The 22,594-nt window shown below is 66.3% G+C and carries 20 protein-coding genes; 8 read left to right on the top strand and 12 right to left on the bottom strand.

Annotation, left to right across the window (positions count from 1 at the left end; translation table 11 throughout):
* Nucleotides 1-45: 45 nt before the first annotated feature.
* Nucleotides 46-702, bottom strand: a complete 657-nt coding sequence (locus ACX9GQ_RS04170) for a ChrR family anti-sigma-E factor (RefSeq protein WP_459628279.1) — start codon at nt 700-702, stop codon at nt 46-48.
* A 276-nt stretch (nt 703-978) separates the two neighbouring features.
* Between ACX9GQ_RS04170 and ACX9GQ_RS04165 the strand changes: the two genes are divergently transcribed.
* Together ACX9GQ_RS04165 and sseA are read left to right on the top strand one after the other, a co-directional pair.
* Nucleotides 979-1,692 carry an alanyl-tRNA editing protein gene (locus ACX9GQ_RS04165; RefSeq protein WP_459628278.1) on the top strand — a complete coding sequence of 238 codons (714 nt, stop codon included), beginning with the start codon at nt 979-981 and terminating at the stop codon, nt 1,690-1,692.
* 57 nt (nt 1,693-1,749) lie between these two features.
* Nucleotides 1,750-2,604: a 3-mercaptopyruvate sulfurtransferase gene (gene sseA / locus ACX9GQ_RS04160; RefSeq protein WP_459628277.1), complete on the top strand. Its 855-nt coding sequence runs from the start codon at nt 1,750-1,752 to the stop codon at nt 2,602-2,604.
* On the opposite strand, the gene ACX9GQ_RS04155 is transcribed toward sseA, so the two are convergent.
* The 5 genes from ACX9GQ_RS04155 to ACX9GQ_RS04135 all read right to left on the bottom strand — a co-directional run bounded on the left by ACX9GQ_RS04155 (nt 2,601) and on the right by ACX9GQ_RS04135 (nt 7,465).
* Nucleotides 2,601-3,113, bottom strand: a complete 513-nt coding sequence (locus ACX9GQ_RS04155) for a hypothetical protein (protein ID WP_459628276.1) — start codon at nt 3,111-3,113, stop codon at nt 2,601-2,603. The genes sseA and ACX9GQ_RS04155 overlap by 4 nt on opposite strands.
* 15 nt (nt 3,114-3,128) lie before the next feature.
* Nucleotides 3,129-3,905, bottom strand: coding sequence for an amino acid ABC transporter ATP-binding protein (locus tag ACX9GQ_RS04150; protein ID WP_459628275.1), 777 nt, complete (start codon nt 3,903-3,905; stop codon nt 3,129-3,131).
* Nucleotides 3,906-3,916: 11 nt separating this feature from the next.
* A complete protein-coding gene (locus tag ACX9GQ_RS04145) occupies nt 3,917-5,098 on the bottom strand; it encodes an amino acid ABC transporter permease (RefSeq protein ID WP_459628274.1) in 1,182 nt (393 codons plus the stop codon).
* A 10-nt stretch (nt 5,099-5,108) separates the two neighbouring features.
* Complete coding sequence (locus ACX9GQ_RS04140) at nt 5,109-6,305, bottom strand: amino acid ABC transporter permease (RefSeq protein ID WP_459628273.1); 1,197 nt, start codon at nt 6,303-6,305, stop codon at nt 5,109-5,111.
* Nucleotides 6,306-6,448: 143 nt separating this feature from the next.
* Nucleotides 6,449-7,465 carry an amino acid ABC transporter substrate-binding protein gene (locus ACX9GQ_RS04135; RefSeq protein ID WP_459628272.1) on the bottom strand — a complete coding sequence of 339 codons (1,017 nt, stop codon included), beginning with the start codon at nt 7,463-7,465 and terminating at the stop codon, nt 6,449-6,451.
* Nucleotides 7,466-7,690: 225 nt separating this feature from the next.
* On the opposite strand from ACX9GQ_RS04135, the gene metC reads away from it, so the two are divergent.
* On the top strand, nt 7,691-8,875 hold the full coding sequence (metC, locus tag ACX9GQ_RS04130; protein ID WP_459628271.1) for a cystathionine beta-lyase: 1,185 nt from the start codon (nt 7,691-7,693) through the stop codon (nt 8,873-8,875).
* A 9-nt stretch (nt 8,876-8,884) separates the two neighbouring features.
* Here metC and ACX9GQ_RS04125 read toward each other — a convergent pair whose 3' ends face one another.
* Together ACX9GQ_RS04125 and ACX9GQ_RS04120 are read right to left on the bottom strand one after the other, a co-directional pair.
* Nucleotides 8,885-9,469 carry a pyridoxamine 5'-phosphate oxidase family protein gene (locus tag ACX9GQ_RS04125; protein ID WP_459628270.1) on the bottom strand — a complete coding sequence of 195 codons (585 nt, stop codon included), beginning with the start codon at nt 9,467-9,469 and terminating at the stop codon, nt 8,885-8,887.
* Between the two features lie 226 nt (nt 9,470-9,695).
* The gene (locus tag ACX9GQ_RS04120; protein ID WP_459628269.1) at nt 9,696-11,285 is read right to left on the bottom strand and encodes a hypothetical protein; all 1,590 of its coding nucleotides are present in this window, start codon (nt 11,283-11,285) and stop codon (nt 9,696-9,698) included.
* Between the two features lie 275 nt (nt 11,286-11,560).
* Here ACX9GQ_RS04120 and ACX9GQ_RS04115 point away from each other — a divergent pair, with 275 nt between their 5' ends.
* Nucleotides 11,561-12,139, top strand: coding sequence for a transglutaminase-like cysteine peptidase (locus tag ACX9GQ_RS04115; RefSeq protein ID WP_459628268.1), 579 nt, complete (start codon nt 11,561-11,563; stop codon nt 12,137-12,139).
* Nucleotides 12,140-12,148: 9 nt separating this feature from the next.
* Here ACX9GQ_RS04115 and ACX9GQ_RS04110 read toward each other — a convergent pair whose 3' ends face one another.
* The 4 genes from ACX9GQ_RS04110 to ACX9GQ_RS04095 all read right to left on the bottom strand — a co-directional run bounded on the left by ACX9GQ_RS04110 (nt 12,149) and on the right by ACX9GQ_RS04095 (nt 16,216).
* Nucleotides 12,149-12,475, bottom strand: coding sequence for a lipid-A-disaccharide synthase N-terminal domain-containing protein (locus ACX9GQ_RS04110; RefSeq protein WP_459628267.1), 327 nt, complete (start codon nt 12,473-12,475; stop codon nt 12,149-12,151).
* A complete protein-coding gene (locus ACX9GQ_RS04105; protein WP_459628266.1) occupies nt 12,475-13,230 on the bottom strand; it encodes a glycosyltransferase family 2 protein in 756 nt (251 codons plus the stop codon). Before ACX9GQ_RS04105 ends, ACX9GQ_RS04110 begins: the two co-directional genes overlap by 1 nt.
* A 15-nt stretch (nt 13,231-13,245) precedes the next feature.
* Nucleotides 13,246-14,925 carry an ArnT family glycosyltransferase gene (locus ACX9GQ_RS04100; protein ID WP_459628265.1) on the bottom strand — a complete coding sequence of 560 codons (1,680 nt, stop codon included), beginning with the start codon at nt 14,923-14,925 and terminating at the stop codon, nt 13,246-13,248.
* Between the two features lie 448 nt (nt 14,926-15,373).
* A complete protein-coding gene (locus ACX9GQ_RS04095; RefSeq protein WP_459628264.1) occupies nt 15,374-16,216 on the bottom strand; it encodes a WecB/TagA/CpsF family glycosyltransferase in 843 nt (280 codons plus the stop codon).
* Nucleotides 16,217-16,591: 375 nt separating this feature from the next.
* On the opposite strand from ACX9GQ_RS04095, the gene ACX9GQ_RS04090 reads away from it, so the two are divergent.
* From ACX9GQ_RS04090 to ACX9GQ_RS04075, 4 genes are all read left to right on the top strand, one after another.
* Complete coding sequence (locus ACX9GQ_RS04090) at nt 16,592-18,028, top strand: undecaprenyl-phosphate glucose phosphotransferase (RefSeq protein WP_459628263.1); 1,437 nt, start codon at nt 16,592-16,594, stop codon at nt 18,026-18,028.
* 204 nt (nt 18,029-18,232) lie between these two features.
* Entirely contained in the window at nt 18,233-19,894 is a 1,662-nt protein-coding gene (locus tag ACX9GQ_RS04085; RefSeq protein WP_459628262.1) for an MBOAT family O-acyltransferase, read from the top strand.
* Nucleotides 19,895-19,940: 46 nt separating this feature from the next.
* Nucleotides 19,941-21,065: a hypothetical protein gene (locus tag ACX9GQ_RS04080; RefSeq protein ID WP_459628261.1), complete on the top strand. Its 1,125-nt coding sequence runs from the start codon at nt 19,941-19,943 to the stop codon at nt 21,063-21,065.
* 60 nt (nt 21,066-21,125) lie between these two features.
* Entirely contained in the window at nt 21,126-22,568 is a 1,443-nt protein-coding gene (locus ACX9GQ_RS04075; protein WP_459628260.1) for a hypothetical protein, read from the top strand.
* Nucleotides 22,569-22,594 lie beyond the last annotated feature (26 nt).

The raw sequence follows: 22,594 nt of genomic DNA, 5'->3' as shown, positions 1-22,594 counted from the left end.
GCAGCCGACACGACCATGTGCCGCCTGCCTCCCGTGCGCGTGCCATCAGTGGCCGAGGAAGCGCTGCACGATCCGGCCGACGCGGCCGGTGAGGCGCAGCGGCGCATCCGTCACCGCGAAGCAGACGCAGTCCTCGTCCTCGTCCGCGCGGGGACGATGATCGACCTCGGAATCAGCGATGGCGATGTCCCCGCGGCGGTAATGGCCCGTGGCATCGGTGAAGCCGCCCTGGAGCACCAGCGTGTACTCGGAGCCCTCGTGAGTGTGCGACGGCATCGTCCGGCCGGGCTTGATCCACATGAGCGAAGCCTCGGTTTCGCCCGGGGTGTTCAGCCGGTACTCGCGGACGCCGGGAAGCTTGGTGCGCCAGGGCACGCCAGCGAGGTTGCAGCCCATCATGCGCAGCAGCGGGCCCGGGATCACCGCGCAAGGCTCCAGGGGCGCCGGTTTCGGCATCTCGACCGCGTCGAAGATCGCCGCCAGACGGGCCTCGCGGTCACGGACCGGAGCGGCCGGCATGGCCTCGATCTCCTCGCCGATTAAACCCTCGAGCGCCGCCACGAACGGGCGGTTGTCAGGCTTGATGGAGAGGTGGGCGGCGACAAGGCCGTGCAGGGGCGGAGAAAGCCGGCCGGCCGCATAGCCTGCAAGCAGTTCATCGATCGGCCGCCCGGTCGCGGGGGAGAAATGGTGCAAGCTCAATGTCGTCCTTCCGCGTCACTGGACAGGCGCCTCGGCAGTGTCTCCACCACCTCATGTCACAACCTTACGCCGATGCCCACCCGCCGGATCACAACCAAACCGGACAGAATGCGCGTCAACGACTGCTTACACAGACCAACCACGTGAAACATATTGTAGCGCTCCGGGCCGCGTCGTCGATGTGGACAAATGACGCGTCCCGGCCCGCCGCGTTTTCCCGCTTCGCGTCCCCCGCCTGACCCGCTAGGGTTCCGGCAACGACGGCCCGAGGAAACGATGACGACGCAGCTCCTGTTCCGTGAAGACGCCTACCGGGCCACCACCGACGCCACCGTCCTCGCCATCAACGAGCGCAACGGGATCATCCTCGACCGAACCGTATTCTACGCGACCGGCGGCGGCCAGCCGGGCGACCGCGGCGAGCTGGTGCGAGCCGACGGCACGCGCATCCCGATCGCGACGGCCGTGTGGTCGGAGGACAAGACGACCGTCATCCACGTGCCGGCGGAGGGTGCCGTCCTTCCCGCCCCCGGCGAGCGCGTGACGGTCGAGATTGACTGGGACACGCGCTTCAAGCGGATGCGGATCCACACGGCGCTCCATCTGCTCACCGCGGTGCTGCCCTACCCCGTCACGGGCGGCGCGATCGGCGACGGCGAAGGCCGGCTCGATTTCGACATCCCCGACGCGGGCCTCGACAAGGAGGCGATCGCAGCCGAACTGGCCGCCAAGATCGGCCGCAACGCTGCCGTCACCGAGCGCTGGATCACGGACGACGAACTCCTCGCCAATCCGGGCCTCGTCAAGACGATGTCCGTGAAGCCTCCGATGGGATCGGGCCGCGTGCGCCTCGTGGAGATCGAGGGGCTCGACCTTCAGCCGTGCGGCGGCACCCACGTCCGCAACACCGGCGAGATCGGGACCGTGCTCGTCACCGCCATCGAGAAGAAGGGAAAGATCAACCGTCGCGTGCGCGTCGCGCTCGGCTGATCCCCAACCTGCCCCCGTCAAGCGATCTGCGGCGGACAGCCGTCGAAAGAGGACCCCATGCCCGACCATTTCGTCTCGACCGCGTGGCTGGAGGATCACCTCGCCGCCCCTGACGTCGTCGTCGTCGACGCCTCCTGGTACCTGCCGACGATGAAGCGCGACGGAAAGGCCGAGTACGCTGCGGGTCACATCCCCGGCGCCGTGCATTTCGACATCGACGCCATCGCCGACCCCTCGTCCGGCCTGCCGCACATGCTTCCTTCACCGGACGCCTTCGGCCGGATGGTCGGCGAACTGGGCATCGGCGACGGCATGCGCATCGTCGTCTACGACGGCGCCGGCCTTTTCGCCGCGCCCCGCGTCTGGTGGACGCTGCGCACCTTCGGGGCGCGCGACGTCACGATCCTGGAGGGAGGCGCGCCGAAATGGCGAGCCGAGAATCGCCCCTGGACGGACGAACGGGCGAGGCGACGCCCGGCGGTCTTTACCGCGCGGCTCGATCACGGCGCCGTCGCCGACGCCAACGCGGTGGCGCGTGCACTCGACAGCGGAGCGGCACAGGTCGTGGACGCCCGCCCGGCGGACCGCTTTCGCGGCGAGGCGCCGGAACCGCGTCCCGGCGTCCGCTCCGGCCATATGCCGGGGAGCCTGAACGTGCCCTTCACCCGCCTCGTCGCCGATGGTCGCCTGCGCAAGGCCGCCGACATCGAGGCCGCCTTCACCGAGGCGGGCGTGGACCTCGACCGGCCCGTCGTGACGAGTTGCGGCTCCGGCGTGTCGGCCGCGATCCTGGCGGTCGCGCTGGAGAGCCTCGACCGGCCGATCAAGGCGCTCTACGACGGCTCCTGGGCGGACTGGGGTTCGAGCGACCGCCCCATCGCCACCGGCCCCTCGAAGGCAGGCGGGCGCTAGGCCGGGCGGTCGGAAGACGCCGGGTCCCGGCCAGTGGGCGTGCGCCGCCCCAAAAGGTAGAGCGACAGGAGCGCGGCGACGGCGAAGAACGGCATGGCCCAACGGTCGATGCCGACCGCGGCGAGGCCGTTCGCTCCCTCGATCCACGGCAGCCCGTCGCATGGACACCGCCCCGACAGCGCGGCGCGGGCGGCCGGCGCAGCCCAGCCCAGCTGAAGGACGGCCGCCACAGACGCCGCGACGCGCCAGGCAAGCGATTCGGGCCCATGCCCGACGACGAAGAGGATGATCCAGCCGGCGAGGAAGAACGGCGCGGACACGAAGAAACCGACCGCCAGCGACGCGGTGTGGCACTGCGTGCAGTCCATGGAGAGCACCGCCGCGAGGCACACGGCAAGCCCGGCCGCGACGGCCGCTGCCCCCATCACCGCGGCCCGGCGGCCCGAGAGGACCGCCGCGAGCACCATCACCGACACGCCGACGGCCGCGAGGAGGACGAGGCTCCTCATCGGCACGCTCCCCGGTCAGTGCAGGATCTGGCTCAGGAAGAGCTTGGTGCGCTCATGCTGCGGGTTGCGGAAGAACTCGTCGGGCGTGTTCACCTCGACGATCTGGCCCGCGTCCATGAAGATGACGCGGTTGGCCACCTGGCGGGCGAAGCCCATCTCGTGCGTCACGCAGATCATGGTCATGCCCTCCTCGGCGAGGGAGACCATGGTGTCGAGCACCTCTTTCACCATCTCCGGGTCGAGAGCGGAGGTCGGCTCGTCGAAGAGCATGATCTTCGGGCTCATGCACAACGAACGGGCGATGGCAACGCGCTGCTGCTGTCCGCCCGAGAGCTGCCCGGGGTACTTGTTCGCCTGCTCCGGGATCTTGACGCGCTTGAGGTAGTGCATCGCCACCTCCTCCGCGTCCTTCTTCGGCATCTTCTTCACCCAGATCGGCGCGAGCGTGCAGTTCTCGAGGATCGTGAGGTGCGGGAAGAGGTTGAAGTGCTGGAACACCATGCCGACCTCGCGGCGGATCTCGTCGATCCGCTTGAGGTCGTTGGTCAGCTCGATCCCGTCCACCACGATCCGGCCCTGCTGGTGTTCCTCCAGCCGATTGATGCAGCGGATCATCGTCGACTTGCCGGACCCCGACGGTCCGCAGACGACGAGGCGTTCGCCGCGCTTCACGGTCAGGTTGATGTCACGCAGAACGTGGAACTCGCCGTACCACTTGTTCATGCCCGACAGTTCGATGGCGATCTCGTTGTTGAGCTTGGCCGGCTTCAGTCCGGCGGGCGCGGCGCTCATGGCATTTCCCCTCAGCGTTTGTCAGCCTTCGCCAGCCGCGCCTCGACGGTGCGGGCATAGCGGGACATCAGGTAGCAGCACACGAAATAGAAGATGGCAGCATAGACGTAGCCGGTCGCGCTTGTCGTCGGCGCAGCCCAGCGGGGGTCGATGCGGGCGGCCTCGATCGTCTTCAGGAAGTCGAAGATGCCGACGATCACGACCAGCGTCGTGTCCTTGAAGAGGCCGATATAGGTGTTGACGATATTGGGGATCGTCACCTTGAGGGCCTGCGGCAGGATGATGAGGCGCATCATCTGCCCGTAGTTCAGGCCGAGGGACATCGCGCCTTCATACTGGCCCTTCGGCAGGGCCTGCAGGCCGGCGCGCACCACCTCCGCCATGTAGGCGGCGGCGAACAGGGCGATGCCGACGAGCGCGCGCAGCAGCTTGTCGGGCTGCAGGTAGTCCGGCACGAACAGCGGCAGCATCACGCTGGCCATGAACAGCACGGTGATGAGCGGCACGCCGCGCACGAACTCGATGAAGATGACGCTGAAGAGCCGGGCGGCCGGCATGGTCGATCGCCGCCCGAGCGCCAGCAGGATGCCGAGCGGCAGCGAGATGACGATACCGACCGCCGAGCAGACGATGGTGACGAGGATGCCGCCCCACAGGTTGGTCTCGACCGTCCGCAGCCCGAGGACCGGCGCTCCGACGAGCAGGATGTAGGAGGCGATCGGCAGGCCGACGAAGAAATAGAGGCCGGCGAGATCCTTGCGCGGCAGCTTCAGGTTGAGGAGCCACACGACCCCGATGGCGAGGAGCACGAAGAACACGTCGACGCGCCAGCGCTCGGCCACGGGATAGGAGCCGTAGGTGAAGTAGGCCGCGCGATCCCAGATGAAGGCCCAGCATGCACCCACCACAGGTCGCTGCTCGGTGATGATGCACGCCTCGCGGTCGGCCCCCGACCACACCGCGTCGATGAACAGGAAGCGGATCAGCCCGGGGACGATCCACAGGGCCAGCGCCACCAGGATGATGGTGAGCGCGATGTTGACCGGACCGGTGAAGAGGTGCTCGCGGATCCAGGCGATCGGACCCACGACGGACGACGGCGGCGGGGCGGCCGCGACGGAGGACTGCCGGACGAAGCGCACCGGCTCGTCTCGGTGGGACATCGGGGTGCCGGGGAATTCGGTTGCGGTCATGGCGTGGCCCTCACCGCTCCACCAGCGCCTTGCGGCGGTTGTACCAGTTCATGAACGTGGAGGTGCTCAGGCTGATCGTCAGGTACACGAGCATGGTGATGCCGACCACCTCGATCGCCTGGCCCGTCTGGTTGAGGACGGTGCCCGTGAACACGTTGGCGAGGTCGGGATAGCCGACGAAGACCGCGAGGCTCGAGTTCTTCGTGAGGTTGAGGTACTGGCTCGTCAGCGGCGGGATGATCACCCGCAGCGCCTGCGGGATGATGATCAGCTTGGTCGTGATGTTCGGCCGCAGGCCGAGCGCATAGGCCGCCTCCGTCTGCCCGCGCGACACCGCCATGATGCCGGCACGCACGACCTCGGCAATGAAGGCACCGGTGTAGATGACGAGGCCGAACAGCAGTGCCAGGAACTCCGGCTGCACGACCATGCCGCCGTTGATGTTGAACCGCCCGGCGGCGGGGAATTCGAAAGCCAGTGGCATCCCCATCACGAGGAACGCAACGATGGGCAGGCCCAGCACCAGTCCCGCGGTCACGAGCCCCACCGGCGACTGCTCGCCTGTCGCCTCCTGCCGCTTCTTCGCCCATGTGCGGTAGCCGACGGTCCCGGCGATTCCGACGAGAAGCGCGATGAGGACGAGGTCGAAGCCGCTGTCGGGGATCGGGCGCGGCATGAAGAGGCCGCGGTTGTTCAGGTAGCTTCCGAAGGGCAGCTTGGCGCTGTCGCGCACGCCCGGCAGGGCCTTGAGGACGGCGTTGTACCAGAACAGCAGCTGCAGCAGCAGCGGCAGGTTGCGCACGATCTCGACGTACCAGCGCGCCACGCCTGCGACGAGGATGTTCTTCGAAAGCCGCGCCACGCCGACAACGAAGCCCAGCAGCGTGGCGAGGATGATGCCGATGACGGCGACGAGCAGCGTGTTGAGCAGGCCCACCCAGAAGGCCTGGCCATAGGTGCTGGTCGCCTCGGAGTAGGCGATCAGGGACTGGCTTATGGGGAAGCCGGCGATGTTGTCCCAGAACCCGAGGCCGGACGCGATCTTCTGGCGCTGGAGGTTCTCGCGGGCGTTGACGAACGCCTCGTAGACCATGAACCCGATCACGAGGACCAGCACCGCCTGGAACACCAGGCTGCGGACCTTCGGGTCGTTGATGGGTGAAACGCGCGGTTTGTCCGCGGCAGCACCCGACTGCACTTGGCTCATGAGCCTAATCCCCACCCTCTTCCGGCGACAGGCAATTGTGATGCCAGCCTTTTGTCGCCGAGGCCGGGACGCGGCCCGCGGCCGCGCCCCGTTTCGTCTCGATCAGGCGACGGCGCGGCCCATGGCCACGCCGCGCCCTGCGATCAGCGGATCGGCGGAGCGTACTGCAGGCCGCCCTTCGACCACTGCGCGTTCAGGCCACGCGCGATCTTCAGCGGGGAGCCATTGCCCACCGTGCGGTCGAACACCTCGCCGTAGTTGCCCACGTGCTTGATGATCCGGTAGGCCCAGTCGTTGGTGAGGCCCATCGGCTCGCCGAACTTGCCTTCGGTGCCGAGCAGGCGCTTCACGTCCGGGTTCTCGGACTTCATCATCGTGTCGACGTTCGCCTTCGTCACGCCGAGTTCCTCGGCCGTCAGCATGGCGTAGTGCGTCCAGGTGACGATGTCGCGCCACTGGTCGTCGCCGTGGCGCACCGCGGAGCCGAGCGGCTCCTTGGAGATGATCTCCGGCAGGACCATGTGCTCGTCGGCCTTGGCGAGACGCAGGCGCTCGGCGTAGAGGCCCGAGGCGTCCGTGGTGAACGCGTCGCAGCGACCGGCCTCGTAGGCCTTCAGCGTCTCGTCGGAGGTCGCGAAGGTCACCGACTTCAGCTCGAGCTTGTTCGCGCGGAAGTAGTCGGCGAGGTTCAACTCGGTCGTCGTGCCCTGCTGCACGCACACCGAGGCGCCGTTCAGCTCGAGCGCGGACGCGATCTTCAGGCTCTTGCGAACCATGAAGCCCTGGCCGTCATAGTAGTTGATCGCGCCGAAGTTCAGGCCGAGCGACGTGTCGCGCGAGATCGTCCAGGTCGTGTTGCGGACTAGGATGTCCACCTCGCCCGACTGGAGCGCCGTGAAGCGGTCCTTGGCCGACAGCGGAACGAACTTCACCTTGGTCGGGTCGTTGAAGATGGCGGCAGCCACGGCCCGGCAGTACTCGACGTCGAGGCCGGTCCAGTTGCCCTGCGCGTCCGGCTGGCCGAAGCCGGCGAGGCCGGTGTTCGAGCCGCACTGCAGGAAGCCCTTCTGCTTGACGTTGTTCAGCGTCTGGGCAGACGCGGACCCCGCCGCGAGGGCAACCGCAGCGCCGAGCGCCGCGGAAACGATGATCTTCTTCATGTTGAAGTAGCTCCCACTCTGAATGGTCGTCTCCCTTGAGGAGATCAGCCTTGGCCCGCATCCCCGTCGTCGAGGCGACGGCGGCAGACTTGGCATTTTCACATAGGATTGAACTTTCGCAGGGCGGTCAAGCCCGCGCGCTGACCCGGAGTGCCCGGTTGACCGCGTCCGCGTGCCGCTCCAAAAGCCCCGGATGCGTCGCAGCAACGGGGTGGGAGACAACCCATGAAGAAGATCACCGCACAGGACGTCGCCGGCTATGGGGTGCGCACGCGCCTCGTGCACGCAGGCCGCGACCCGGGTGAGCAGCACGGCTTCGTCAACACCCCGATCTACCGCGGATCGACGGTCCTCTACCCCACCTACGACGACATCAAGCACCGCCGCGGCCGCTACGTCTACGGCACCAAGGGCACCCCGACGACGGAAAGCCTCGAGACCGCGTGGACGGAACTCGCCGGCGCGGCGGGCACGATCGTCACCTCGTCCGGCCTCGCCGCGATCTCCGTCGCTCTCCTGTCATGCCTCAAGGCCGGCGACCACCTGCTGGTCACTGACAGCGCCTACAGGCCGACCCGGACCCTCTGCGACGGGCTGCTGAAGCGCTTCGGCGTCGAGACCACCTACTACGATCCGCAGGTCGGTGCCGGGATCGCCTCCCTCATGCGGCCCAACACCGCGGCCGTGCTGACAGAGGCCCCCGGAAGCCAGACCTTCGAGATGCAGGACATCCCGGCGATCGCCGAGGTGGCGCACCGGGCCGGTGCCACCGTGCTCATGGACAACACGTGGGCGACGCCGATCTTCTTCCCGCCGCACGAGATGGGCGTGGACCTCGCCATCGAGGCCGGCACCAAGTACCTCTCCGGCGGCTCCGACCTGCTCCTCGGCCTCGTCTCCGCGAGCGCTAAGGCATGGCCCGCGCTGCGCGCGACCTATGACGACCTCGCCGTGTGTCCCGGGCCCGAGGACGTCTTCCTCGGCCTGCGCGGCCTGCGCACCATGGCGCTGCGCCTGCGCGAGCACGAGAAGCAGGCCCTCGACCTCGCCTCCTGGTTGCGAGGGCGGCCGGAGGTGAAGGAGGTGCTCCATCCCGGCCTGCCCGGCGCGCCCGGCCACGACCTGTGGAAGCGCGACTTCAAGGGATCGTCCGGCCTGTTCTCGATCATCCTGCACCCGGCCGGCGAGGACGCGGTGGCGGCGATGCTCGACGGACTCAAGCTCTTCGGCATGGGCTATTCGTGGGGCGGGTTCGAGAGCCTCATCATCCCGTTCGACTGTTCGACCTACCGCACCGCGACGCGCTGGTCGCCCGGGGGACCGGCGCTTCGCATCCAGGTCGGGCTCGAGGACCTCGACGACCTGAAGGCCGACCTCACCGAGGGCTTCGCGCGCCTGCGCGCGTCCTGACGGGCGAGGTCAGGGCGCCAGCCAACCGGCTTCCACGCCGCCGCCGGTCCAGCGGTAGACGCCGCGCCGGTGGCCGGTGTGGGAGAGCCAGAGGAACTCCAGCCGCCCCAGTTCGACAACCACCACGCCGAAGTGCTCCCGCCCGTCGCCCCCTTCCGCCACGGGGTGCGGCGACTCGAGGGGCGTCCCCGGCGGCACCGCGGTCGCATAGCAGATCCGGCTCATGGGCTTCGAGGCCTCCCAGGCCGCCGCCGCGACCGGATCGGGGAACCGGTGGATCAAGGCGGTCCCGTCAAGGCGCAACTGGAGCTTCGTGCCGGGATCGTAGGCGTGGATCGCGACGCGAGGGTCGTTCGCGATCTCGCAGGCCTTGGCGCTGCGCAGGTCCGTGTGGAATCGCAGGATTCTGGCCGCCGGATCGAACGCGCGAAGCACCATCGTCCTCAGGCGCGGCGCCCCGTCCGAGCCGATCGTGGCGACCGTCGGCGTGTGCAGCGGGCTGCGACGGTCCGCCACCCCGCGCGACAGGAGCCGCTTGCATTCCGTCAGGATCTCGTCGAGGGACCCCGACCCGAAGATGGGCGGATGGTTCAATCAGGCATCTCCCCGCTTGCGCTCCCGGCACGGGCCCTTCGGAGGCCGACTGCGTCGCAGAAGGCCTATCCCGGCGCAAGGGTCACGACGCCACGCCCGAACGCCGGGCCGGCCCGCAACAAGCCATCGACCTGTCCCTCCGCATCCCCCCGCCATGGCCGTGCAAAACGAAACGCCGGCGGCCACGGGCCGCCGGCGATCTGAACTGAAGAGCGAGCGTCAGAAGTTACTTCTTTCCGCCGCCGTTGCCGCCAGCACCGCCGGCTCCACCAGCGCCACCGCTGCCGCCAGCACCACCGCCGGCTCCACCCGCACCGCCGTTTCCGCCAGCGCCCCCGGCTCCACCAGCGCCGCCGTTGCCGCCAGCACCACCGCCGGCTCCACCTGCACCGCCGTTTCCGCCAGCACCACCGGCACCGCCGTTACCGCCGGCGCCGCCGGCACCGCCATTTCCACCCGCGCCGCCAGCACCGCCGGCTCCACCCGCGCCGCCGTTGCCCGCGCCACCGGCACCACCATTGCCCCCTGCACCCCCGGCTCCACCGTTGCCGCCGCTGCCAGCACCACCGGCGCCACCATTGCCGCCTGCACCGGCCGAACCGCCGGCGCCGCCATTGCCGGAGCCACCGTTGCCCCCGGCGCCACCATGGCCGTTGTTGCTGCCATTGTTGCCGGTGCCCGGCCCGGACCCGTTGTTGTTCCCGCCGCCATTGCCGGGGTTGCCGGCATTGCCGTTGCCGTTGCCGGGACCGCCGGACGAGCCGCCCTGGCTCCCCGACGAGCCCGCGCCACCCGACGAGCCGCCCTTGCCGCCGCCATTGTTGGAGCCGTTGTTGCCCGTGCCGGGGCCAGAGCCGTTGTTGTTCCCGCCGCCATTGCCGGGGTTGCCGGCATTGCCGTTGCCATTGCCGGGGCCGTCGTTCTTGCCGCCGGAGGAACCGCCCTTGCCTTCGCCGCCCTGGCTGCCGGAGCCGCCCTTGCCGCCGCCGTTGTTGGAGCCGTTGTTGCCCGTGCCGGGGCCAGAGCCGTTGTTGTTCCCGCCGCCGTTGCCGGGGTTGCCGGCATTGCCGTTGCCATTGCCGGGGCCGTCGTTCTTGCCGCCGGAGGAGCCGCCCTTGCCTTCGCCGCCCTTGCCTTCGCCGCCCTTGCTGCCGCCGGAACCTTCGCCCTTCCCGGAGCCACCTTTGCCGTCCTGGCCGCCCTTGCCGTCGTGGCCGCCAGAGGAGCCGCCCTTGCCTTCGCCGCCCTTGCTGCCGCCGGAGCCTTCGCCCTTCCCGGAGCCACCCTTACCTTCGTGGCCACCCTTGCCTTCGTGGCCACCCTTGCCCTCGTGGCCACCCTTGCCCTCGTGGCCACCCTTGCCCTCGTGGCCACCCTTGCCCTCGTGGCCACCCTTGCCTTCGTGGCCGCCCTTGCCCTCGTGGCCGCCCTTGCCCTCGTGGCCGCCCTTGCCGTCGCCGGGCTTGCCGGGGCCGCCCGGAGGATTGCCGCCAGGAGGATTGCCGCCGGGAGGGTTGCCCGCGGTCTCACCACCCGGACGCGTCGTGCCGCCCGTGTCCTTGATGCCGGGCTGGCTGCCGCCGAAGAGGCCGCCGAGGAAGCCGCCGAAGCCGGAGTTCGTCTGGCCGGCGCCTTCATTGAACCGGGTATCGGCCGGCGCAGACGGAACCGTGCCGATCGGGCCGCGCGTGCAGCTCTCGATGTTGCGCGGGGTGATGACCCGGCAGTTTGCCCCCTGTGCCTGCGCCGAGCCCTGCGAAATCCACAGCAGGGCCGCGGAGGCGAGCAGGTTCATGATGATGGTGTTGTGCCGCATAGCCAAACCTTTCCCGTGCCCGGACAGCACGGGGCGGTCCGGGTCAGAGCAGACGGCGATTGGGAGGGGCCTCGATCGGGGCCATGGCCGTGCGGAACGCCGCTTTGATCCGCTACAACCTTGGGCAGTGTTTAATCAAAATTTACGCAAAGCGACCACCTCAACCACTCATTAATATTAAGCGTAGAGGTTACAGCGTCGGGTTGCGAACTTAACCCTTGAAGTCTAGGGTTAACGCGCCGGTGTCTAAAGCCGCACAGACGGGGTGGGTCAGGGTGTTCTTCAGGGTTCTCGGCCTGGTGGCCGCGGCACAGGCGTGGGCCGGCGTCGTCATGGCCGGCGACGCGCACTTGTCGGCCTATTCGGCCGGACGGCCGCCCGAGGGGGCCGCCTCTCTCTGCCGTTCATTCCCGCACGCGTGCCAGCGCGGCCCCACCTCGGATCGGCGTCCGGTCGACGAGGCGCGATTCCTGGGTGTCGCCGCCTCCGTCAATCGTGCCGTGAACGCGGCGGTCTCGCCCGGAACGGTCGGCGAGAACCCTTGGCGGGTCGTTGAACGCGGCAGCGGGGATTGCACCAACTACGTCACCACGAAGAAGCAGCAGCTCGTGGCCGCCGGCATCCCGGCCGACAGGCTTCTCGCGGCGGTGGTCGTGGGCCGGGAAGATGGCCTCCATGCGGTGCTCGTCCTGCGCCTGCCTTCTGCCGACGTGGTCCTGGACAACCTCACGGACCGGATCCTGCCCTGGATGGACACCGGCTACACGTTCCTCAAGATGCAGAACCCGGCCGACGGCGCGCGCTGGGACATCGTGCTGATGGGCCCCCGCGCGAGCCGCAGCGGCCGCAGCTGAAGATGCGCCTCAGTCCTTGGAGCGATCCCGCTCCTTGTAGATCAGCATGATGTTGCGGACATAGATGCCGACGGCGAGCGCCTGTCCCATGATGATGATCGGCTCGCGACGCACCAGCCCGTAGACGAGCGTCATCGTGCCGCCGGCCATGGACAGGAACCAGAACGCCATGGGCATGACGCTCTTGCCCGCCTTCTCGCTGGCAAGCCACTGCACGATGAAGCGTGCCGTGAACAGCAGCTGCGCCACGATCCCGAAGGCGAGCCAGAAGTCGAAGCGCGCGACGAAGACGTCGTACAGGTAGTCGATGATCCCGTGCGAGAAGGCCAAGAGCATCAGGCGATCTCCCTGGCGACCGGAACGCGCCGGCGCCGCCGGATCAGCCACCAGACGCCGCCGAGATCGAGGATGCCGACCCAGAGCCGGTCGAAGAACCCGTAGTTCGAGGTCCCCGTGAGCCGGGGGCGGTCCACCACGTCCACCAGGACCACCTCGAGCCCTTCGCGCCGCATCAGCGCCGGCATGAACCGGTGAAGTGCGTCGAAATACGGCAGGGCGAGATAGACCTCCCGGGGAAAGGCCTTCAGCCCGCAGCCCGTATCCCGCGTCCCGTCCCGCAACACACGCCCGCGCACGGCGTTGGCGATGCGCGACTGCAGCTTCTTGAAGCCGGTGTCCTTGCGGCCGAGCCGCTGGCCGGCTGCGAGGCCCGCACGCGGCAGAGCCGCGACGAGCGCATCCACCAGCGCAGGGATGTAGGCCGGATCGTTCTGACCGTCGCCATCGATCGTGCAGATGATCGGGGCCCGAGCCGCCCGCACGCCGGTGCGGACCGCCGCGCTCTGCCCGCACGACGCTTCGTGCCGGATCTGCCGCAGCCAGGGACGCGTCTCGCGCAGCGTCGCGAGCACGCGCGGCGTCCCGTCCGTCGATCCGTCGTCGACATAGACCACCTCGAACGGCCCGCGCGGCGCCAGGGCCGCCTCGATCTCGGCGACGAGGGGCGCCACGTTGCCCTCCTCGTTCCGCACGGGAACGACGACGGTGACCACCGGTAGCGGGGAAGGTGATGGCGGGACGGATTCGGTCATGGCGTTTCCGCAGACCTATGGACCGCGATAGACCCCGATGTCCAGCTTCCGGCCGCCGTTGAGATTCAGGCCCTGCACGCGGGTCAGCAGACGCGGGGCGGCAGCACCATCGGCGGGGGCAGCGGCGAGGAATGCCGCCTCCTGCCGCGACTCCACGAAGGCGACACGGCACGGGCCCTGCCCGAGGAAGGCCGCGGCCCCTGCCCCATCCGTCATTTCGAGGTCGGTCCGGGTAAGGAAGACGAGGCTCGGCTCCCTGTAGCCGGTCGTCGCGACGCCGGAGGGCTGGCAGTCGAGCATGTGCAACGTGTCAGCGAGCCGCGGGCTGAGTGCCACCGACCGGAACAGCGGCACCGCCCAGCCATAGGCCGCGACAGCGACGCAGACCGACGCTGCGACCGTGACTGCGATCCCGGTGCCGAACGCGCCCCGGAGCACGGCGCGCCGGACGACAAGCCCGAGGAGCGCCGCGACGGCAAGGATCGGAAGCGCGACGAAGGGAATGGCGCCGTCGAGCCGCATCAGGCCGATGGTGGCCACGGCCGCAAGCGCCAGCACCATCAAAGGCAGCAAGGCCAGTGCCGCCTGGGCGAGCCACCCCTTCACGACGAGCGCCTGGCGCTCCGCCGCGATGGCGACGAGCAGGGCGAGCGCCGGGTAGAGCGGCAGGACGTAGTGCGGAAGCTTGGTGGGCACGAGCTCGAAGACGATCCACATCGGCACGGCCCAGGCGAGCACGAACGTGACTTCGTCGCGCCAGCGCTCCCGCCACGCGAACGGAAGGGCCAGCAGGACGAACGGTGCCATGGGCCACGCTGTGCCGAGGAAGGCGGCGAGGTAGGTCCCGGGAGGTGCCCCGTGCGACTCCTGCCCGGCCGCGACCTTGCCGAGCATGTCCTGGCCCACGGCCTCCTCGAAGAACGCACCGCCGCTCTTCAACACGATTGCCGCGAACCACGGCACGGCGACGAGCAGGACCAGCAGAAGCCCCCTCCCCGGCCGCAGGCGGGCGAGCCAGCCCGCCGCGCGGACGTCGAGCGCCAGCACCGCCGCGGTGAGGGTCACGATCAGGGGCGTGATCGGGCCCTTCACCAGCACGCCGATCCCCATCGCGCCCCAGAACACGAGCCACCACCCCCATGGCAGCCTGAACCGGGGATCCTCCCGCGTCATCCAGACGCGCGCCAGGACCGCGAGACAGGCCACGACCGTGGCCGTCAGCACGGCGTCGGTCTTCGCGAGCCTCGCCTCGACGCCGATGAGGATGGTCGCTGCGAAGAGCCCCGCCCCCAGAACGGCCGCCCGGCGCGTCGTCAGCGCCGTGCCGGCTGCGTAGGTGGCCAGGACCGCGAGGATGGCGCCGAGGAGGGACGGCAACCGGTACAGCCAGATCGTCCGCCGGGCCTCGTCGAAGCCGGCCTTTTCGGCCAGCGACACCGCGGCCGCCTGCATCCAGTAGATGCCGACGGGCTTCTTGTGCCGCGCCTCTGTCTGGAAGCGGATGTCCACGAAGTCCCGCGTCTCCAGCATCTGCTTCGTAGCCTGCGCGAACCGCGGCTCGTCCCGGTCCATCGGCGGCAGCCGCGTGAACCCCGGCACGAAGAGCGCAAGACAGACAACCACCAGCAGCCCGCACGCCGCCGCATGGCTGCGCTCGGCAAAGGCGAGGAGCGAAGGGACGAAGGGGACTTTCAAGGGAACCCTCGGATAGACAAACGGCGGCATCCTAGTGACGGATGGGGTTCCGTTTGTCCATGGCAGTCCCGCGAGGCCCCAAGGTCCCCGCCCCTCATGTCGCCACGGGAGGGCTCACAGACGCCCACCGACGGCGGCGCGGTAGGTCGTGGACAAACGAGGGAATACGCATTGATCCCGACGCCGGCACAATTGCCTCGACCGGATCGTTGGTCCCGCTATCCCGACGCCAATCACGTCGCCTGACGTTGTCCCCATCAGGCCACCGCGTCGCGAGAGCGCGCTGGCGTCAAACCGGGAGGTTGATGAGATGGGAGCGATCGCCACATCCGGGCGACCGCACGATCCCGGCAGCCGGGCGGGAACGCGAGGAGCCGCCGCGAAAGGCCCTCAAACTCTCTGACGCGACCCGCTGCCGCGTCAGCCTCTTTCGACCCGCACAGAAGCTTCAATTCGCTTCATCGATGACGGAACGACCGCGAAGATCATCCCTCACGGCACCGAAGAAAGACCACGATTCAAGAAGGTAGCGACGCGCCAGTCTTCTCGGCTCCTGCAGGAGACGCCATAGCCATTCGAGACCCATGGCTCGCGCCCAGGCGGGGCCGCGGCTCTTGATGCCACAGAAGAACTCGAGACCAGCCCCGATGCAGAGCACGTACGCAGGCCCGAGTTCTGCTGCGTTGCGATGTACCCAGATCTCGGACTTGGGTGCTCCGACGCCCAGGAAGAGATGCGTCGTACGAGCCTCCCGAATGCGCCGCACGAGGTCCGCCGAATAGGCGGCATCTTGGTCGAAGCCCCTGGGGGGGACCACGCCTCCCACGCGCTCGGCGCTGAATCCGCGTTCCCGGAGGTACGCGGAGCAGCCGTCCAGCGCCTCCTGCGAAGGAGCAACGAAGAAACAGCGGTGCACTTCAGGATCGAGAAGCGGCATCAATTCGGCGAACAATCCCGATCCCGTCAGGCGGCCGGGCAGGTGCACTCCCCTTGCTCGAGCATAGAGGAAGACCGGGGTCCCGTCAGCAGTGGATCGCCACGCCGACCGGTAGGCAGCTCGGAACTCGGCGTTGCGCTGCAACTCAACGATGTGAGCAACGTTGGCGGTCACAACAAGTCGCGCAGTGCCGTCCCCCTGCACTTCGCAGCGAATCAACTCTCCGGCCAGTTCCGCCTCGGTCTGCGGTGTGAAGGCGATCCCGAACACCCGAGGCAGCAAACCCTCGGACGGGTGCGGATCACGTGCACGTGAAACATGAGGGGACGGAATGGAGGGCGTCGGTTGGTTCATCCCAGCAGCCTGTACGACCTCAAGGTGTATTGACCATTAAACGAATCATTCCGCACCGCCATCCGGCTCATCAGGTCAAAAGATAATCACATGATGACGGCAGGAAACCACCTCGAACGATCCAATGATTATCAAGTGAAAACACAAACCTAGCCGTTAAGTCGGCAATAAATTCGCGGGGATAGGGAACGAATCCAAGAATTCAGCATCCCGGGCGTCGATTCCGGCACGCCATGACAAGGATCAATGTGGAGATCGACGAGGGCAGTAGGGTTAACATCCGTCTCTTAACGTATCATGAACCTCGATTATTGACAGATCAAGTCCCGCGGATTAAACCCTCGTTAACACTTTTAGGCGGGTGCGGAGTTCTTGATGGCCTTCCTGTCTGACCAGTTCGCTTCGCGGGCAGACGACCACTCCCTCCCCCAGGATCGTGCCGGGTCATACTACGTCGTCGAGGTGATGCTCATCGCCTTGGCCGTTGCCATCGACGTAGGCGTGATCGTCGCCGGGAGCGCTCTTGCCTCGACAGCTTATGGGTCGGTGTCCGGCATTTCGATGGATCTGGCACGTAGCCGGGAAAGTGGCCTAGTCGTGGCAGCTTTCTTCGTGACGCTCGGGGCATGGGGCGGCGCTTACCGGTTGCGCGCGATCACCTCCGGTGGCGCATCCAAGACGATCGCTCGGTGGTTGATGTCGATAGGGTTGTTCCTCGCCGTCACCTTCCTGTTCAAGTCAGGCGCATACTATTCGCGCGGAGCGCTGCTCGTGCTCGCCCCGGTGACCATCATCCCCCTTCTGGTTGCCCGGGAAATCCTGGCACGCGTGATGGTCAGGGCGATCGACGGCGGGCTCGTCCAGTCGCACCGCGTCGTGCTGATCGGCGAGAACGACGTCGTTGAACAGACCGTCAAGGATCATCTGGCATCGGTTCCTCAGGCCAAGCTGATCGACTGCTTGCGGATCGACGGCGAAAATGATGTCCAAGCGGCCGTGCGCGACGCCGTGCGCATGAGCCAGCAGGGCCGTATCGATGCAATCCTGATCGGATTGCCGTGGACGCGGATGGACCTGATCAAGTCGATCGAGGACGGCTTGCGTCAGCAGGCCCTCCCCGTGGTCCTGCTGACTGATATTGAGAGCATGGCTCTCATCGCGCGACCGATCCAGTACGGCGCGATCCCGGCTTTTGAACTGAAGCGTGCGGCGCTTGGACCGGCCGATCTGTTCTGGAAGCGCGCTCTGGACATCATTGTCTCGCTGGGCGCGATGATGATCCTGTGGCCGGTGATGCTTGCCGCCGCCGTGGCGATCAAGCTGGAATCTCCGGGGCCGGTCTTCTTCCGCCAACGTCGGCACGGCTTCAACAATCGTGAGTTCGCGATCTACAAGTTCCGTACGATGAGGGTGGCTGAGGACGGCCAAGACGTCCGGCAGGCGACCCGGAACGACCCGCGCATCACCCGTGTCGGCGCTTTCCTCCGCCGGACGAGCATCGACGAACTTCCTCAAATCCTGAACGTTCTTCGTGGCGAGATGTCGATCGTCGGCCCCCGCCCCCATGCGGTGGCGCACAATGAGGCGTGGATCAAGGTCGTCGAGGGATATGCCCGACGCCATAACATCCGCCCTGGCATCACGGGCCTCGCCCAAGTGCATGGGTTCCGCGGTCAGACGGACACTCCCGACAAGATCGATGCGCGCGTGCGGCTCGACCTGCAGTACATCGAGACGTGGAGCCTGGGGCAGGACATCAGGATCATGTTCAGGACGGCGCTCGTGCTGTTCTCCCAGGACGAGGCGTACTGAACCACGCTTCTGATCGCCCTTCCGCACGGTGTCGGTGGACCGTGACGATCTCATGGCTTCATGATTCGTGATCAGCAGGGGCCCATCAACCTGAAGGAAATGAATTTGACGGCCTAGTGCCTCAGTTGGTTTCGGTGCACGGCTTCGCACGGCAGACTATCCGGTCCCTGTAATGCGTACGCGAGAGTGGTCTGGCAACGGCGAATGCTGTTCAACTCCCTGACTTTCTTCGTTTTTCTCGCCATCGTCTACGGCGCGTATCTCGTCCTGCCGTTTCGCGGACAGAACTGGCTTCTGCTGATTGCCGGCTACGTGTTTTATGGCTGGTGGGATGTCAGGTTCCTGTTCCTCATCGCCTGCTCGACCGCCGTCGACTTTTCGATCGGCGTGCTGCTTTCGCAGCGAGACCTCGACGCAAGGACGCGCCGGACGGTGGCGCTGTATCTGCTGGGGAGTGCGATACTCTTCCTCGTGCCGGATTGGAGCGGCGAACACAGCGCTTCACCTTGGCAGGCGACGCAGCTGGGCATCGCGACCACGGCGGGAGTCGCTGTCTTTCTGATCCTCGGACGGCTCGGCATTTCCCGCCTGGGCAAACTTGCGGAAGATCAGCGTCGCCGGATCCTCATCTACTGCTCGGTCGGGCTGAACCTTGTTTTCCTTGGGACCTTCAAATACTTTAATTTCTTCATCGGAAGCGCAGAAGAAATACTGCGATCAGCAGGCCTTGACCCGCACCTTTTTCATCTGAACATCATTCTTCCAGTAGGAATTAGCTTTTATACGTTCCAGTCGCTGAGCTACACGATTGACGTCTATCGACGCGTCATCAAGCCAACGACCCATTTTTGGGACTTCGCGCTGTTCGTCGCCTACTTCCCGCCGATGGTGGCAGGTCCGATCGAGCGTGGGCGGCATCTGCTGCCGCAACTGGTCAAGCGACGCCGTGTCCGTCTCGTACAGGTCGGGCAGGGTGTTGCGTTGATCATCGTGGGCCTGATGAAGAAGGTCGCGGTCGCAGATGGTCTCGCCCCCGCCGTCAACTCTGTCTACAATTCGACAGGCGCCGTTTCACAGGCCGACGTCGCCCTGGCCACGGTTCTCTTTGCGTTCCAGATATTCTGCGACTTCTCCGGTTACTCGGACATCGCGCGGGGAGTGAGCAAACTCTTCGGCATCGAGCTGACCCTGAACTTCAACGCGCCGTACCTCTCTCGGAACCCCAGCGAGTTCTGGCGTCGCTGGCACATCAGCCTGTCGAGCTGGCTTCGAGACTATCTCTACATCTCGTTGGGCGGGAACCGCCGCGGTGAGATGCGCACGCACGTGAACCTGTTCGCCACCATGCTGCTGGGTGGGCTCTGGCACGGCGCCGCGTGGAACTTCGTGCTCTGGGGCGCCTATCAGGGCGCGCTCCTGTCCATTCACCGCGCATGGGCCGACGTCACTGGCCGCCGTCGCGCTGCTTCGGTGGCGCAGGACGCTGCTTCCACCCCGGCTGTGGATGGATCCAACGCCATCCGCATTGCCGTCACGGTGCTTCAGATCAGCGTCTTCTTCCTGTTCGTGTGCTACGGTTGGATGCTGTTTCGGGCATCTTCATTCGAGCAGATCGTGACCTTTACCGCCGCTCTCTTCGGCGCGGGCGGGGGGTCGGAGCTCGTCATGTCAAAGCCGACCAGCGCCGCTCTCGCGGGTCTGGCCGTGATCGCCATCATCGAGATCAACGACTACCGCGTCGGAATGGCGAACAGTTACCTGAAGTGGCCGGCGGTGCTGCAGGGCATGCTCTATGCCGCAATGATCTACATCATGGCGATGGGTCTCAGCAATGAACCCGCTCAGTTCATCTACTTCCAGTTCTGACGGGCGTCCGATGGCTCTCACCCGATCACGACCAGAAAGGCACGTCTTGATGATCGTCCTCTGGACGGTGGTCTTCATTGCAATGATGGACATTGCGGTGGCCTTACTGATCCCGCGTCCGACCGGTTATGAGGAAAGCCTTCCACCCCTTCAGCGATACGTCGACTACGGTCGCTCGATCGAAGGAAAACTCCGGACCTTGGCGGGACCATCCGAGGACAAGGCAGACTGGATCATGACTGCCGGCTGGCTCGAGAAGGAGTGCTCGCAGGACAGGGTGGTTCCTAAGGCCGGTCAGGTCGGCGTGAGCATCTATGGCAACTCGTTTTCGCTCATGCTCGCAGATCATCTGGCCAAGGATTTTCCTGAGTTCGCGGCGACAACGTACTTCGGCCCGGCCGCCCCTCTGAGCCATAGCTTCGCCTGCTTCGAGATCCAGCACGAATTGCACGGCAATGCGAACCCGGTTCAGGTCATCGGGGTTCTCGCGTCCAGTCTTCGGCGGATGAAGACGCTGACGGGATTGACGACGTCGTTCGAACGTCCGCATCCCTACACCTATCCCAGGTATTCCATCGGCTCGGACGGCAGCCTTCAGGCTATCTGGCCCTCGGTTCGGACGGCCCAGGATCTGCGCCACGCCCTTGAGGACAAAGCGAAGTGGGCGGCGTTCATGCGGGACCTCGAAAGGGGCGACACGTTCTATTCGAGCCTGGTCATGCAGGAAGACATCTTCGACTACAGTCCCCTGGCCCGCCTGTTCCGCCGCGGGTGGGGACAGTCGGTGATCCGTTCGCGCACCCAGGCTCTCTATGGAGCCGACGGGTCATTCGACGAGGCCGACATCGCCCCCGTGGCGCGAAAGTTGCTCAACGAGTTCGCCGATAAGGTCTTGAAGTCAGGACAAGTGCCTGTCGTGGTCCTGTTCGAGGATCGAGGCTATGCTGGCGTCATGCGACGCGCCTTCCAGCCAATACTCGAGCGACGGGACGTCATCGTCATCGACAGTTCGCAACTCGTGGACACGTCTGACAGCGGAAATTTCGTCGCCGACGGACACTACTCGCACGCAGCCATGGATAGGATAGCGCGGGCTCTTGCCGCTCGGATCAATGCCCGGATGACGCACGAGCAAGCACGCGACAACTTCGAACCGCAGCCGGCGCACTGAAGGCAACAGCACCCTTCGCCCCGCGTACCGGCAGCAGACACAGATCGGGAGATCTCGGAGATGGTTCAAGAAGCGGACATGAGGCGGCTTGCGCTGGTCGTGCTCACGCTCTTTGGATCGTACACGATCCTCGCGACCTTGCGGCCCATCGTGGCCTATGATTCATGGTGGTATCACCTTCCCTTCGCAAGCCGCATCTGGGCAATCGGAAGCCCGGAAAGCTTCGTCCTGGAGCCCCTTTCCGAAAATCGGTGGCTCGGTTTCCCGCGTCTGTGGTTTGCCGTTCAGGGCGCCTTCTGGTGGTCGACCGGTTCATTGAGAGCGGTCGTGATTCCGTCGATCCTGATCGTCTTCACTCTTTTCTGGATCCAGAAGAAGTACCTGTCGATTCCCTACACATGGAGCGTTCTGGCGTTCGTCGCATGCCCACTGCTCTTTCTTCATTACCGGTCGACGTACAGCGACTTGCCAGCCGGCTCATTGCTGGCCATGGGCTACTTGCTCACTGTCAGTATATTGTTCAACGATTCAAAGCCTTCGAAGTTGCTTGTTCTGGGAGCGATTGCCTGCTTTGCGATTGCAGCCAACATCAAATACCAAGCTTATATCGCTGCCGTTGTCTTGCTCGCCAGTGCCACGGGCATCGCCCTGATCTGGCCCAAGGTCGCGCGCATCAATCGACTGTCAGTCGTCGCGATCGCCGTTGCGTGTGCTTTCCTCTGTTCGCTGTCCCTCGCCAAGAACTTTGCGACCTTCGGCAACCCTTTCTATCCGGTGTCGGTGGAACTCGGCGGCCGTACCCTGTTCGCAGGCCCCGAGGATCCCAACTGGACTGCCGATTTCCCTGCCTACCAGTTGACGGACAGCGGCAATCCGCGGGAACTCGAGGTACCCGGCTTCATGCGGTTCGCCCTCTCCGCGACGGAGATCGACTGGATACTGCGTGGAGTGGCCCCCTGGTACAACCTCGACGCCGTCACGGGCCTCACGCCTCGATGGGGGGCCCCTGCGCGAACCGGCGGGTGGGGCAGCGTGTTCTTCCTGTTGAACCTCCTCTTGCTGGCTCTGCAACTTTGGCGAGTGCGGAATCTGGATCGTCCCCAGAAGTTGCTGCTCACATCGACACTCCTCGCGATCCTCGCAACGGCAGTCGCCCCGCGCGCACATGAGCTTCGGTACTGGCTTTTCCTGCCGATCGTCATGGCGGCATGCAATCTTCGGTTCATCCACCAGCTTCGCGTGCCGCGCGCTGCGTCGCTGGGCCTCTGCGTGCTGGCGGCCTATTCGGTCGTGCTATGCGTGACGTCGCCCATTTCGGACATGATCAAGCCGCGGCGGGCACCACCTGCGACGTTCAACGAGCCTCGACCGGCCGAAATGGCAGACGCCATCGCAAGCAAAGGCAGATACTGCCAGGACGACAACTTCCTGTTTCGCTACAGCGAAGCCATTTCCGGACAATCCGGCATCCTGTCGAGGGACACCACCCTTTGCACGAAATGAATCTGAACTGCGGCTGAGCCGGGACC

This window comes from Alsobacter sp. R-9 (assembly GCF_054612375.1).
The sequence above is the reverse complement of the archived record's forward strand: the minus strand, read 5'-3'. Positions and strand labels throughout refer to the sequence as shown.